The sequence below is a fragment of the Acidovorax sp. DW039 genome (assembly GCF_037101375.1).
Lineage (GTDB): Bacteria > Pseudomonadota > Gammaproteobacteria > Burkholderiales > Burkholderiaceae_C > Acidovorax.
In genome coordinates this window covers 2,034,785-2,048,997 of record NZ_AP029019.1, presented here as the reverse complement: position 1 = coordinate 2,048,997, position 14,213 = coordinate 2,034,785, and the positions used below count along the sequence as shown (strand labels likewise).

General features: G+C 62.4%; 13 protein-coding genes. 6 read left to right on the top strand and 7 right to left on the bottom strand.

Going from position 1 to position 14,213, the window contains the following annotated elements:
- Nucleotides 1-33: 33 nt before the first annotated feature.
- Nucleotides 34-1,083, bottom strand: coding sequence for a tRNA (adenosine(37)-N6)-threonylcarbamoyltransferase complex transferase subunit TsaD (gene tsaD, locus AACH87_RS09135; RefSeq protein WP_338798494.1), 1,050 nt, complete (start codon nt 1,081-1,083; stop codon nt 34-36).
- Between the two features lie 58 nt (nt 1,084-1,141).
- Complete coding sequence (locus tag AACH87_RS09130) at nt 1,142-2,305, bottom strand: branched-chain amino acid ABC transporter substrate-binding protein (protein WP_338798493.1); 1,164 nt, start codon at nt 2,303-2,305, stop codon at nt 1,142-1,144.
- A 254-nt stretch (nt 2,306-2,559) separates the two neighbouring features.
- Here AACH87_RS09130 and AACH87_RS09125 point away from each other — a divergent pair, with 254 nt between their 5' ends.
- From AACH87_RS09125 to AACH87_RS09105, 5 genes are all read left to right on the top strand, one after another.
- Nucleotides 2,560-3,186, top strand: a complete 627-nt coding sequence (locus tag AACH87_RS09125) for an ANTAR domain-containing protein (RefSeq protein ID WP_338798492.1) — start codon at nt 2,560-2,562, stop codon at nt 3,184-3,186.
- A 371-nt stretch (nt 3,187-3,557) separates the two neighbouring features.
- Nucleotides 3,558-4,802 carry a CmpA/NrtA family ABC transporter substrate-binding protein gene (locus tag AACH87_RS09120; protein ID WP_338798491.1) on the top strand — a complete coding sequence of 415 codons (1,245 nt, stop codon included), beginning with the start codon at nt 3,558-3,560 and terminating at the stop codon, nt 4,800-4,802.
- 57 nt (nt 4,803-4,859) lie between these two features.
- A complete protein-coding gene (ntrB, locus tag AACH87_RS09115; protein ID WP_338798490.1) occupies nt 4,860-5,861 on the top strand; it encodes a nitrate ABC transporter permease in 1,002 nt (333 codons plus the stop codon).
- Between the two features lie 71 nt (nt 5,862-5,932).
- Nucleotides 5,933-6,736: an ABC transporter ATP-binding protein gene (locus tag AACH87_RS09110; RefSeq protein ID WP_338798898.1), complete on the top strand. Its 804-nt coding sequence runs from the start codon at nt 5,933-5,935 to the stop codon at nt 6,734-6,736.
- Nucleotides 6,737-6,808: 72 nt separating this feature from the next.
- Entirely contained in the window at nt 6,809-8,755 is a 1,947-nt protein-coding gene (locus AACH87_RS09105) for a methyl-accepting chemotaxis protein (protein WP_338798489.1), read from the top strand.
- Between the two features lie 142 nt (nt 8,756-8,897).
- On the opposite strand, the gene AACH87_RS09100 is transcribed toward AACH87_RS09105, so the two are convergent.
- The 5 genes from AACH87_RS09100 to AACH87_RS09080 form a co-directional block, all read right to left on the bottom strand.
- Complete coding sequence (locus AACH87_RS09100; protein ID WP_338798488.1) at nt 8,898-9,335, bottom strand: CBS domain-containing protein; 438 nt, start codon at nt 9,333-9,335, stop codon at nt 8,898-8,900.
- A gap of 263 nt (nt 9,336-9,598) precedes the next feature.
- Nucleotides 9,599-10,618: a TRAP transporter substrate-binding protein gene (locus AACH87_RS09095; RefSeq protein ID WP_338798487.1), complete on the bottom strand. Its 1,020-nt coding sequence runs from the start codon at nt 10,616-10,618 to the stop codon at nt 9,599-9,601.
- 33 nt (nt 10,619-10,651) lie between these two features.
- A complete protein-coding gene (locus AACH87_RS09090) occupies nt 10,652-11,944 on the bottom strand; it encodes a TRAP transporter large permease subunit (RefSeq protein ID WP_338798486.1) in 1,293 nt (430 codons plus the stop codon).
- 8 nt (nt 11,945-11,952) lie between these two features.
- Nucleotides 11,953-12,426 carry a TRAP transporter small permease subunit gene (locus AACH87_RS09085; protein ID WP_338798897.1) on the bottom strand — a complete coding sequence of 158 codons (474 nt, stop codon included), beginning with the start codon at nt 12,424-12,426 and terminating at the stop codon, nt 11,953-11,955.
- 65 nt (nt 12,427-12,491) lie between these two features.
- Nucleotides 12,492-13,013 (bottom strand): gluconokinase, encoded by a 522-nt coding sequence (locus AACH87_RS09080; RefSeq protein WP_338798485.1) that lies wholly within the window; start codon nt 13,011-13,013, stop codon nt 12,492-12,494.
- A 169-nt stretch (nt 13,014-13,182) separates the two neighbouring features.
- On the opposite strand from AACH87_RS09080, the gene AACH87_RS09075 reads away from it, so the two are divergent.
- Complete coding sequence (locus tag AACH87_RS09075) at nt 13,183-14,208, top strand: LacI family DNA-binding transcriptional regulator (RefSeq protein WP_338798484.1); 1,026 nt, start codon at nt 13,183-13,185, stop codon at nt 14,206-14,208.
- The last annotated feature ends 5 nt before the right edge of the window (nt 14,209-14,213 follow it).

Here is a 14,213-nt window from a genome sequence, read left to right as displayed (position 1 = left end):
CTCACTTTTTGATAGCAAACACCTGTACAAGAATCAGGCTGCAGGTGCTGTGATCGCATCCAGCGGCCAGCGTGGCTTCACGTCAAAGGCGTAGGCTGTGTTGGCCTGCTGTTGCCCGGCCTGCAGGCGCATGGCGGCAGCCATGGCAATCATGGCGCCGTTGTCGGTGCACAGGTGCAGCTCGGGGTAATGCACGCGCACGCGGTTTTTCTCGCAAGCGGTGTTGAGCTGCTGGCGCAGCAGCCGGTTGGCCCCCACGCCACCGGCCACCACCACGCGCTTCAGGCCTGTTTGTTTCAGGGCCGCCAGGGTCTTTTTCACCAGCACTTCCACAATCGCTGCCTCGGTGCTGGCAGCCAGGTCGGCCTTGCGGGCTTCCAGGTCGTCGCCCAGCTTTTTGGCCTGGGTCAGCACCGCGGTTTTGAGCCCGGCAAAAGAAAAATCCAGATCGCCGCTGTGCAGCAGTGGCCGGGGCAGCTTGAAAGCCGTGGCATCGCCCTGCTGCGCCAGGCGCGACAAGGCAGGCCCGCCGGGGTAGCCCAGGCCCATGAGCTTGGCGGATTTGTCAAACGCCTCGCCCGCTGCGTCGTCAATGGTCTCGCCCAGAATTTCGTAGCGCCCCACTCCGTCCACCCGCATCAGCTGGGTGTGGCCGCCCGACACCAGCAGCGCCACAAACGGAAACTCGGGCGGGTCGGCACTCAAAAAGGGCGAGAGCAAATGCCCCTCCAGGTGGTGCACCCCCAGCACGGGCTTGCCCAGGGCCGCACCCAATGCGCAGGCCACGCCCGCGCCCACCAGCAAAGCACCAGCCAGGCCCGGGCCCTGCGTGTACGCCACCACATCCACATCAGCCAGGGTGTGGTGCGCATAGTCCATGACCTGGGTGGCCAGTGGCAGCACGCGGCGGATGTGGTCGCGGCTGGCCAGCTCTGGCACCACGCCGCCATAGGCCTGGTGCATTTCAATCTGGCTGTGCAGTGCGTGGGACAGCAGCACGGGCACATTGGTGCCAGTGGAACGCACCAGCGCCACGCCGGTCTCGTCGCAGGAAGATTCAATACCCAGGATCAGCAAACTCATGCGCCGAGTGTAAAACCCCTGGACGAGCATCCCGCTGCCCAGGGCATCCACCGCGCGTCTACCAGCGGTCAGACCGCATGCGCAGCTCCCAGTTGCCGCCGCGCAGTTCGTACACGCCTACCGCGCCGTAGCGTTGCTCGCCCTTGTCGTCCCAGCTCATGGTGCCGATCACCGGGGCGTAGCCGTTGATGGCGTGCAGGGCTTTGGTGATGTCTTTGGGGTCGGCAGACTTGGCCTTCTGGATGGCGGCGCTCAGCACGTAGGTGCTGTCGTAGCTGTAGTGACCGCCGTAGGCGGGCGGCTTCTTGTAGGCCGCCAGGTATTTCTCCAGAAACGGTTTGCCGGTGGTGAACTCTTTGGCCTCCAGCACGGGCGAGGTGGCGTACACGCCTTCGATGAGCCCGGCCCCCTTGGTCATGTCGGTGGTCTTGACCGTGTCGCCCCCCAGCAGGCGCACGCGGGTGTAGCCGATCTTCTGCAGTTCCTTGAGCAGCGCCAGCGCCTGGAAGTCGTTCAGGGTGGAGACGATCACCTCCACGCGGGCGGCCCTCAGCTCGCCTGCCAAGGCCTCAAACTCCACGGTCTTGTCGTCAAACGACTTGCGGATCACGACCTCCTTGTTCTCGGACTTGAGCTGAGCGGCTGCACCATCGGCCAGGCCCTTGCCGTAGGGTGTGCCGTCGTCCAGCGCTGCGTAGCGGGCCGCGCCGAGCTGTGTCGCGGCAAAGGAGCCAATGGCACGGGCCTGCAAGGTGTCGTTGGCCACCATGCGGAAGGTGGTGTCAAAGCCGAGCTGTGTGAATTTGGGGTTGGTGGAGATGGCGATTTGCGGTATGCCCTTGGCCGCGTAGATGGGCGCGGTCTCAATGCTCACGCCCGAATTCAGGTGGCCAATGACGGCCACCACACCGCCATCCACCAGTTGCTGGGCCACGGTTTTGCCGGTGGCGGCATCGGCCTTGTCGTCCACCGCCACCACTTCCAGCGTCACGCGCTTGCCATCCACCGTGTAGCCGTCGCGGTTGAGCTCTTGCACAGCCAGGTTGACGCCGTTGAGCAAGTCCTGCCCCAAAGCCCCCAGCGGACCGCTGAGTGGCTGTGCCACGCCGATCTTGATGGTGTCTGGCACCTTGCTGCAGCCCGACAGGATTGCGGCCCCCACAAGGGTGGGCAACAGTGCCAGGGCCCAGGAAAAACGGCGGCGTGCCATGGAATTCATCATGCAAACAGCTCCTTGATAAAGGGTGATTTCAAAGTGGCAGGAGGTATAGAAGCGCCAGCACGGAAGCGCCACAGGGTATGCCCTGCCCCACAGTCCGCGCCAGCGCCCGCCCGGGTCAGGCAGGCTGCAGCGACGGCACTGGTTACAACTATTAGCAAATTCCGGGCCCCGCCAATGCTGGCAAGCGCTGCACGCCGATGGCGCACCGCAACAGTGCACCAAAATGTGGCGTGCATCTTGCTTGCATCAGCGGCATGAATGAGGCATTACGGATTGTGGTGGTAGCGCCCGACCTGCATGTGGCCGACCCGGGCGACGACCATGCGGTGCTGCAGGCCGAGCGTTCGCGGGCCCTGCGCATTGGCCTGCTGGAGAACAACTTCAACTTGGTTGCCACCCTGCCTGCCGACGTTTTTCTGAGCGACCGGCTGGCGCAGCTGCAACCCGATCTGATCATCGTGGACGCCGAGAGCGAAGCGCGCGATGCACTGGAGCATGTGGTGATGGCCACACGCGACGCACGCAGGCCCATCGTGATGTTCACCAACGACGAGGACACCTCCCACGTCAAGGACGCTGTGGCCGCCGGCGTGTGTGCGTACATCGTGGCGGGCCTGGCCCCGCACCGCATCCGCCCCATTCTGGATGTGGCCATGGCCCGCTTTCAGCATGAGCAGGCCTTGAGAGCCGAATTGGCGGACGCACGCACCGAACTGAAAGACCGCAAGACCATTGACCGCGCCAAGGGCCTGCTGATGCAGCGCCAGGGCCTGAGTGAAAAAGAGGCCTACGAAAAGCTGCGCAAGACAGCCATGGACAAGGGCCTGAAGCTGGCCGAGGTGGCGCAGCGCATGCTGGATGTGATGGACCTGCTGGGGTAAGAGCTCTGCCAAACCCGCATTGGTGCACCGCACAAGTCACGTGCATGCACTCGCCCTGCCAGGCGCAACCGCGAGACATACCTTGTTGAGATAAAAAATGCCTGTAGCTCTTGCTGGATAAGCGCAAGAAGCTATCAAATAAATAGCAAACTCCACACATCACAAACTGGCACACAGCTTGCATAAGCCATGGCACCAGGCCAAAGAAGGTCTGGCACTGGCGGCAAAAGCCCAACGGAGGGCCGATGCAGCCACAAGGACAGAGGCGTCCCCACCCTGACCACCGTCTGCAACTGCAGCCGGGGCCAGGCGTGAGGACGCCTTTTTTGTTTTCTTCGCCGTTTTTCCTCACTCGCCTACAGGGAAGTGCCATGACCGATTTGTTGAAGACCAGCCTCCATCGCCGCACCGTGCTGCAAGCGGCCACTGTGGGTGCAGTGGGGGTCAGCCCCGCGCTGCGCGCCCTTGTCCACGCCCAGGGATCAGACGCGCCGGAGAAGAAGGAAGTCAAGATCGGCTTCATCCCGCTGACCGATTGCGCCAGCGTGGTGATGGCCTCGGTGCTGGGTTTTGACAAGAAGTACGGCGTCACCATCATCCCCACCAAAGAGGCAAGCTGGGCGGGCGTGCGCGACAAGCTGGTCAATGGCGAGCTGGACTTTGCCCATGTGTTGTACGGCCTGGTGTACGGCGTGCACCTGGGCACCGCTGGCCCCAAGAAAGACATGGCCGTGCTCATGTCGCTCAACAACAATGGGCAGGCAATCACCCTCTCGAAAGCACTGGCAGACAAGGGCGCGGTGGATGGCCCCAGCCTGGCCAAGCTCATGGCCAAGGAAAAGCGCGAATACACCTTTGCGGGCACCTTCCCCACAGGCACCCACGCGATGTGGATGCACTACTGGCTGGCGGCTGCGGGCATCAATCCGCTCTCGGGTGCCAAGCTCATCACCGTGCCGCCCCCGCAGATGGTGGCCAACATGCGCGTGGGCAACATGGATGGCTTTTGCGTGGGCGAACCCTGGAACCACCGCGCCATCATGGATGGCATTGGCATCACGGCCAACACCACGCAGGATATCTGGAAGGACCACCCCGAGAAGGTGCTGGGCACCACGGCCGAGTTCGTCAAGAAATACCCCAACACCACCCGCGCCGTGATGATGGCCGTGCTGGAGGCCAGCCAGTGGATTGACGCCAGCCTCTCCAACAAGATGAAGATGGCCGAGACGGTGGCGGGCAAGGCCTATGTGAACACCAGCGTGGATGCCATCAACCAGCGCATTCTGGGCCGCTACCAGAACGGCCTGGGCAAGACGTGGGACGACCCCAACCACATGAAGTTCTTCAACGACGGCGCGGTGAACTTCCCCTATCTGTCAGACGGCATGTGGTTCCTCACGCAGCACAAGCGCTGGGGCCTGCTCAAGAGCCACCCCGACTACCTGGCGGTGGCCAAGCAGGTCAACCAGGTGGACCTGTACAAGTCCGTCGCCAGCGCCATGAAGATCAACGCGCCCAAGGATGCGATGCGCACCAGCAAGCTCATGGATGGCGTGGTGTGGGACGGCAAGGACCCCGCCAAATACGCAGACAGCTTCGCCATCAAGGCCTGACGCGGCAACGCACCGGCCCGCCGCTTCAACGTCCATCGTTCACCACAGGAGATCGCCATGGTCAGTGCAGTCTTCCACACGCCGCTGGAGGCACCCGCGTCCGGCAGCGCCAGCGCCCATACAGCCATCAAAGCTACAACTTCCATAGCGCCTAGCGCTTTATCCATGAGCACTACAAGCCCAAATGAATCCAAAGCCCCGCAGGCTGCAACACCGGCGGTGAGAGCGGCTACGACACCGGCAGCAACATCGCCTGCAGGCCGTGACATGGCCGCATGGTCGCGCAACTTCTGGATGGCTGTGCTGCCCCCTGCCTGCGGCATCGCGTTGCTGCTGGCCATCTGGTCGATGGTGTCCGCCTCCACGGGCAAGAGCATTCCTGGCCCTGTGGAGACCTGGGGGCAGGCAGTGGAAGTGTTCAGCAACCCCTTCTACCGCAACGGTCCCAACGACCAGGGTGTAGGCTGGAACGTGCTGATGAGCCTGCAGCGCGTGGCCGTGGGCTTTGGCATGGCGGCGCTGGTGGGCATCCCTGCGGGCTTCGTGATCGGGCGGTTTACCTTCCTCTCGCGCATGTTCAACCCGCTCATCAGCCTGCTGCGGCCCGTGTCGCCACTGGCCTGGCTGCCCATCGGCCTGCTGGTCTTCAAGGGAGCCAACCCCGCGGCGATCTGGACCATCTTCATCTGCTCCATCTGGCCCATGATCATCAACACCGCCGTGGGCGTGCAGCGCGTGCCGCAGGACTACATGAACGTGGCCCGCGTGCTGCAACTGTCGGAGTGGAAGATTGCCACCAAGATTCTCTTCCCTGCCGTGTTGCCCTACATGCTGACCGGCGTGCGCCTGGCCGTGGGCACCGCCTGGCTGGTGATCGTGGCGGCCGAGATGCTGACCGGCGGCGTAGGCATCGGCTTCTGGGTGTGGGACGAGTGGAACAACCTCAACGTCAAGAACATCATCATTGCCATCTTCGTGATCGGCATCGTCGGGCTGCTGCTGGAGTTTGCACTCATCAAGCTGGCTACAGCCTTCACATTTGAAGAGGTGAAATCATGAGCAGCGCACCCACCACGACGGCCAGCACTACAGCCAGCGGCACGGCGCTCTCCAGCGCACCCCATGCGTCGATGTCGAGCAAGTTCATCGAAATCCAGGGCGTGGAGCAGACCTTCAAAACAGCCAAGGGCGTGTTTCCTGCGCTGCGCAACATCCACCTCACCATTGCCAAGGGCGAGTTTGTGGCGCTCATCGGTCACTCGGGCTGCGGCAAGTCCACGCTGCTGAACCTGATTGCCGGACTGACCACGCCCACAGGCGGCGCGCTCATCTGCGCCAACAAGGAAATCAAAGGGCCTGGCCCCGAGCGTGCGGTGGTGTTCCAGAACCATTCGCTGCTGCCCTGGCTCACCTGCTTTGACAACATCTACCTGGCGGTGGAGCGCGTGTTTGGCGGAAAAGAGAGCAAAGCCCAGCTCAAGGCCCGTACGGACGCCGCCCTGGCGCTGGTGGGCCTGACGCACGCGGGGCAAAAGCGGCCCGGCGAAATATCGGGCGGCATGAAGCAGCGCGTGGGCATTGCCCGTGCGCTGAGCATGGAGCCCCAGGTGCTGCTGATGGACGAGCCCTTTGGCGCGCTCGATGCCCTCACCCGCGCCAAGCTGCAGGACGAGCTGCTGGAGATCGTGGCCCGCACGCAAAGCACCGTGGTGATGGTGACGCACGATGTGGACGAGGCCGTGCTGCTGTCCGACAAGATCGTGATGATGACCAACGGCCCCGCCGCGACGATTGGCGAGGTGCTGCAGGTGGAGTTGCCACGGCCCCGCAACCGCGTGGAGCTGGCGGAAAGCCCGCGGTACGTGCAATACCGCAAGGCCGTGATCGACTTTCTGTACACACGACAGGGGCATGTAGAAAAGTCAGCCGCCTGAACCGACCTCTTGAATCGGTGGCGTTACACAGGCGGCCCCTCCGGGCTGCTCATCAGTGAGGGAGAGTGCTGAATGAACGGATGGATTGCGCACCTGAAGCTGTGGCAAAAATTTGCCTTGGTATGTGTGGCCAGCCTGCTGCTGGCCGGGATGTCCTCTGTGCTGGTCCTGCAGGATCGCTATCAGGATCTGCACACTGCACGACTGGAGCAATCCGGCCTGAAACCCGCCGATGACGTACTCAAGCTGATCCAGCTCAGCCAGCAGCATCGGGGGCTTTCGAACGGTGCTCTTTCGGGCAACGCAGACTTCATCGCCCAGCGAGAAAAAAAGCAGGTTGAAGTGCAGACGGCCTTTGCCCAGGCACTGCGCTCGGTGCAGGCACTGGCGGCCACCACAGGCAGCGGCAAGCTGGTCCCGCTGGCGCAGAAAATCGAGGGTGACTGGAGCGCGTTGACGCGCTTGGTGACCACCCCCGGCACCAAGGCAGCCGAGAGCTTCAAGGCCCACACGGCCATGATCACTGCGCAATTGGGCCTGCTCTACCAGGTGCTCGATGCCTCCACACTCACGCTGGACCCCGAGGCAGCCAGCTATTACCTGATGTCTGGCACGCTGGACCAGCTCCCGGGCCTGACAGAGTCGCTAGGCCAAGCGCGAGGCTTGGGTGCCGCAGCCCTGACCAGACGTGAGCTGACCGCCGCTGACCGCGCGGCCGTCCAAACCGTTGCCACCACGGCCAGACTGCAGGCAGAAAAAGCGCAGGCACTACTGCAGCGCGCTGCAGAGGCCGACAGTGCGGTGACGCAAACGCTGGGCTCCCTTCAGAAAAAGGCAGCAGACGATGCAGCCCGGGCCATTCAGACCATGGAGCAACAACTGCTCACACCGACCGAGCTGACCCATTCGCCCAAGGAGTATTTCGCAGCCCTGACCGAGGCCATCGACTCGCAGTTCGCGCTGATCACCAAGGGACAGGAACTGCTCAACACCATGCTCAACGACCGGGTTAGCCAAGCCTGGCAGTTCATGGCCTATTTTGCGATTTTGTTGACCGGTGCCATCGTGCTGTCAATCTGGGTGTGCGTGGCTACCGTGCGCCAGGCGCAGCAGGCAGTGCATGAGACGCTGGACGCAGCACGCGCCCTGGCTGCAGGTGACCTGGGCTTTTACCGCGGCAAGCAGACGCGCCATGCGCAAGACGAGTTTGGGCAGATTGCGCAGGCGCTGCAGGAGTCCACGCGGTCCCTCGCGCAGACCGTGCAGGGCATTCAGCAATCGATTGCCAGCGTGAACACCGCGGCGACCGAGATCGCATCCGGCACGCATGACCTGAGCGCCCGCACCGAGCAGCAGGCCAGTGCGCTGGAGCAAACTGCCGCCTCCATGGAGACGCTCAACCAGACGGTGAACACCAACAGCCAGAGCGCCAGCCAGGCCCATGCACTGGCCCGCCAAGCCAGCGCCGAGGCGCAGCAAGGCGGTGAACAGGTGCAAAAGCTGGCCCAGCTGATGCAAGGCATTCACGAAAGCTCCCGGAAGATTTCCGAGATCACCTCGGTCATCGACAGCATTGCGTTCCAGACCAACATCCTTGCGCTGAACGCTGCAGTAGAAGCCGCCCGCGCGGGCGAACAGGGCCGTGGCTTTGCCGTGGTGGCCAGCGAAGTGCGCAGCCTGGCCCAGCGATCGGCACAGGCCGCGCATGAGATCAAGGCACTCATTACCGATTCTGTGCAACGGGTGGATGAAGGATCACGCCAGGCTACCCACGCAGGTCAGGCGGTTGAGGGCCTGGTGCAAGGCATCCAGCGGGTGAGCGGCATCATGGCGGAGATCAGCGCGGCCAGTGCAGAGCAGGCATCGGGCATCACCCAGGTGCTGGAAGCGGTGGAGCACATGGACCGCATGACGCAGCAAAACGCCGCCCTGGTGGAGCAGACCGCTGCCGCATCGCAAGGCCTGCGCTCACAGGCGGACCAGGTGAGCCTGGCGATGGGGCGATTTCAGCTGAAGTGAGGCAGCTGGAATAAGAGCGGATGGATTAAGAGCGGCTGACACAACCCGGCAAAAGCGGGCCTGGCCAGGCGTTCCGTCACAGGCAGTACATCAGGTACTGCAACACGGAACAACGACGCCAGAGGAGTTGTGTCAGTTGCTATTAACGGCTGCCGGAGATGTACTGCTCCAGCTGCTCAATGATGAATTTCTGCTCGGAGATGATGTCCTTGACCAAGTCACCAATCGAGATCATGCCCACCAGCTTTTCGCCCTCCACCACCGGCAGGTGACGCAGGCGGTGGCTGCTCATGATCTGCATGCACTGCTCGCTGGTCTGATGCGGGCGCACAAAGAGCACATCGGGCGTCATCACATCGCGCACCTGGGTGGCTGCAGAAGTGCGGCCCAGCAGCGCAATCTTGCGGGCGTAGTCGCGCTCGGTAAAGATGCCGACGATGCGCTCGCTCTCCGTAACCAGCAATGCGCCGATGCCCTTTTCGGCCATGAGCCTCAGCGCATCCAGCACCGAGTCGGCGGGCCGCACGGTGTATACGGTGGAATCGGGCTTGGACTTGAGGATTTCTGCAACCACTGTCATATCAACCTCCCTTGAATGCACCTGAGTGGGAAGATTTCAGCCCATCCTTGGAATGATTGCAACTGGTATAGACGCGCAGCGTTTGCAGATATGCCTCAACTCAGCCTCTTGCGCTCACGCATCACCTCCCAGATCCCCCAATAAGAAAGGGCGCAGCCCTTGCGGACTGCGCCCCGTGTGACCAATTGCAATAAGTGCGAGCAGTTCAGATATGCCGATATGCCGCACCTGGTCTGGATGCAAGCGGTTTACAGGCGGGCGGCTTACTTGCCTGCACGTGCCTGGGCCACAGCGCCCTGAACTTCTTTCCACAGCCCTTCACCCACGTTGGCAGCGATGCTGGCGTTGACTGCCGACAGCTTTTCGCGCATGCGCCCTGCCTCGGCGGCAGGCAGCTCATTGACCTGCATGCCCTTGGCCTTCAGGTCAGCCAGGGCCTTGTCAGCCTCTGCGCGGGTGTCCTGGCGCTCAAAGTCGCGGCTTTTCTTGGCTGCGTCCAGCAGCACCTTCTGTTCGGCCTTCGAGAGGCCATCCCAGTATTTCTTGCTCACCAGCACGATCCAGGGGCTGTAGACGTGGTTGGTGACGGTCAGGTACTTTTGAACTTCGTAGAACTTGCTCGACAGAATGGTGTTGAAGGGGTTTTCCTGACCATCTACCGTGTTGGTCTCCAGCGCGGTGAACAGTTCTGAGAACGGCAGCGGAACGGCGTTTGCACCCAGCGTCTTGAAGCTGTCCAGAAACACGTTGTTCTGCATCACGCGCAGCTTGATGCCGTTCATGTCCTCCAGCTTGGCCACAGGGCGCTTGCTGTTGGTGAGGTTGCGAAAACCGTTCTCCCAATACACCAGACCCACCAGGCCTTTTTCCTGCAGCTTGTCCATCACCTTCTGACCCACGGGGCCGTCCAGCACCACATCCGCTTCCTTCGCGTTGTTGAACAGGAACGGCGTATCCCAGATGGCCATTTCCTTGGTGATGCCTACCAGCGTCGCGGTGGAGCCCACCATCATCTCCTGCGCCCCACCAATGAGCGCCTGTTGCATTTGCAGGTCTGAGCCCAGGGCGGCTGCACCAATGGCGCGCACGCGCATCTTGCCGCCCGAGGCCTTTTCCACCTCCTGCGCAAACAGCTTGGTAGCACGCCCCTGGTTGGAGTCCTCATTGAGTCCGTAGCCGAAACGGATGATGCGGGGCTTGAAGTCCTGCGCTGCTGCCTGGAACGAACAGGCCAGCGCAGCCACAGAAAGGGCAGCCAGCAGGGTACGACGGAAAGTTTTCATGGTTGTCTCCAGTAGGGAAAGAATCAAAGGGAATCAGCGCATCCAGACAATGGGGGCTGTCACGATCTGGGGGAAAACGACGAGCAGCGCCAAGATCAGCACATAGGTCAGCAAGAACGGATTGACCCCCTTGATAACGCTGTGCATGGAGATGCGCCCCACTCCGGCCACCACATTGAGCACCGTGCCCACAGGGGGTGTGATGAGGCCGATGGCACCGTTGAGCACGAACATGAGGCCAAAGTACACGGGGTCGATGCCCGCCTTCACGGCTATGGGCAACATCACCGGCGCAAAGATGAGGATGGTGGGCGTGAGGTCCAGCGCCGTGCCGATCAGCACCAGCACGATCATCATCACAGCCATCAGCAAACGCGGGCTTTGCACCAGCGGTCCCAGCCAGTTGGTGAGCACATTGGGTAGGTCAGCCAGCGTGATCATGTAGCTGGCCACCTGGGCCCCTGCGCACAGGAACATCACGATGGAGGTGGTCTTGGCCGCACGCACCAGCACGCCGTGGATGTCTGCCAGCTTCATCTCGCGGTGCACGAACAGCGCGACCGCCAGGGCATAGAAGGCAGCGACCACGGCGGCCTCGGTCGGGGTGAACATGCCCGACTTCATGCCACCAATGATGATGAGCGGCATGAGCATGGCCCAGAACGCACGCGCGGTGGCACGCAAGCGCTCTTTCATCGGAAGTGGCTGGCCTTGGGGAAGCTCCAGATCACGCAGCACCCAGCGCCAGGCAAAGATCAGCCCCACGCCCATCATCAGCCCAGGAACGATGCCAGACACAAACAGCGCCGAGATGGAGGTGTTGGTCGTCACCCCATAGATCACAAACGGCATGGACGGAGGAATGATGGGCGCAATGATGCCGCCCGAGGCAATCAGCCCCGCCGAGGTGTTCATGGGGTAGCCCTGCTGGCGCATCATGGGCAGCAAGATGGTGGCCAGCGCAGCCGTATCGGCCAGGGCCGATCCACTCATGCTGGCCATGAGCACCGCAGCGCCAATGGCCACATACCCCAGACCGCCCCGGATGTGACCCACCCAGGCCTGCGCCATGTCGATAATGCGGCGGCTGATGCCACCCGAATTCATCAACTCGCCCGCAAGGATGAAGAAAGGCACGGCCAGCAGAGGAAAGCTGTCCACCCCTGCCACCAGGTTCTGGGCCAGCAGTTGGGTATCCCAGAAATCCAGCACCCAGGCCATGCCCGCGCCCGTGAGCACCAGGGCCAACCCCATGTTCATGCCTGTGCCCATCAGCACCAGCATGCCTACCGAAAAGACCACAAAGGCCATTGCTTCAGGCGTCATACCCCACATCACTCCACCTCCGCACCGTGGCCCAGATCCAGCGGCTTGCGCAGGATCAGTTCCCATAAAGCCATCACACCAATGGCCGCAGCACACAGCAAAGCAGGCAGGGGCAGCAGCGCGGCCGGGTAACCCAGCACCACCGAGCGGCTCTCCATGCCGACCACCACCTGCTGCCAAGCGCCCCAGCCCAGCATGCAACTGGCCGCAATCACCAGCAGACGAATCACGGCCGTGAGCGAAGCAAACGCCCAGGGCCTGCGCACCAGCAACCCCGCCAGGCTGGTGAACGCCATGTGCTCACCCGTGGGGTAAGCAGCTGCAGCGCCAATAAAAACCATCCACACGAACAAGAGGCGTGAAAGCTCTTCGCTCGCTGGCAGACCACTGCCAAAACCGTAGCGCAAGACCACATTGGTAAAAACAGAAACGGCCATCACGCCGAGACACCCGGCCATGAGCACGCCGGTGATGCGGGCCATGGGCGTGGGCGGAGGCGCGTGCTCTGCCCCGGGCGAGGGAGAAGTCGATGGTGATGAAGTAGTGCTCATGCAATCTCCTTGGCGCTGATCCAGGCGCAGGTCTGCTCCTGCAATGCAGCAAGGGGCAATGCGGCATCCAGAGCCAGCACACCCGGCTCACCCACCGGTAGCTCCAGGGTGGCGAACTGGCTGTCTACCAGGGCTGCCGAGAAGAAGTGGGTTTGCGCCCGCGCCTTCACACGCATCTCGGCTTGCGACTTCTCAATGCGCAAGAAGGCAAATCGCAAAGCCGGGCATGCATTGCGAAGCCGGTCGCGATAGACCTTTTTGAGTGCGGAGCAGGTCAGCACTGCACCCTGGGGGTGGGACTGGAGCAAATCGCCCAGGGTGGTCAGCCAACCCTCCCGATCTGCATCTGTGAGGGCGATGCCTTGGCTCATCTTGGTGCGGCTGTCCGCACTATGGTGGTCATCCCCCTCGATGAGAGGCAAAGCCAGGGCAGTAGCCACGGCTTGCCCGAGGCTGGATTTGCCGCAGCCTGCGACCCCCATCACCACAAGGAACACCGGACGTTGGTTTGAAGACATATTGGTAGCGCTATCCATCACAGCTCAAAAAAAGCACACGCGCTCAGGGGTGTGCAGCACACTCTCCACTAAAGCAGAAAGATGCAAAAATACGGTGAGTTGACTTGTCCAGCCGTTTGGACAGCGCTATCCTAACGACACAACCACAAAAATTACCGAGGGAAAACCCTTGATCAAGACCGAGACAAAACGACGCTCCAGCGGCCGCATCACCCTCAATGAAGTGGCCAAGGCTGCCGGGGTGAGCCCCATTACCGCCTCCCGCGCACTGCGCGGCGAGCGCGGCGTTGCCCAGGAACTGGTGGAGCGCGTGAAAGCCGCAGTGCAGCAACTGGGCTACGTACCCGACCCGGCTGCCCGGGCCCTGGCATCGCAGCGCAGTGTGCAGGTGCCCGTGCTGGTGCCGCTGCTGTCCAACGCCCTGTTTGTAGATGTGCTCGACGCCGTGCACCAAGTGCTCTTCCCGCTGGGCTACCAGGCGCTCATCGGTGTCACTCACTACGACCCCATGGAAGAGGAACAGCTGCTGCGCACCTACCTGGCACACCGGCCCGCAGGCTTGCTCGTCACGGGGTTTGACCGCACGGAAAATGCGCGCCAGATGATTGCTGCCAGTGGCGTGCCCTGCGTTCATCTGATGGAAGTGACCGGCGCCGCTGGCGTGTACTGCGCGGGCTTCTCACAGCAGGAAGCCGGAGCGGCCATGGCAGAACATTTGCTGGAACGTGGCTATCGCCACATTGCCTTTGCTGCAGCACAGCTTGACCCCCGAACCCTGCAACGGGCGGAGGGTTACCGACGCACCCTGCGCAAAGCGGGTCTGTACGACGCAAGGCTGGAAGTGCTCAGCCCCGAGCCCTCATCCATTCGCCTGGGCGCTGCGCTGCTGGAGGAAATCATGCGCACCCGCCCCCAGGTGGATGCGATTTTTTTCTGCAACGACGATTTGGCCCAAGGCGGGCTGCTGGCAGCACAAAGGCTTGGGATAGCGGTACCTGAGCGCGTGGCCATTGCTGGCTTCAACGACCTGGCGGGCAGCGACCAGATGGTGCCCCCGCTGACCACTGTGCGCACACCCCGCTCTGCCATGGGAGAAGCCGGAGCACGCATGCTGCTGGCATTGATGCAAGGCCAAGTACCAGCGACCAACTCCATCGATGTGGGGTTTGAACTGACCGTGCGGGCCAGCACCTGATCTGA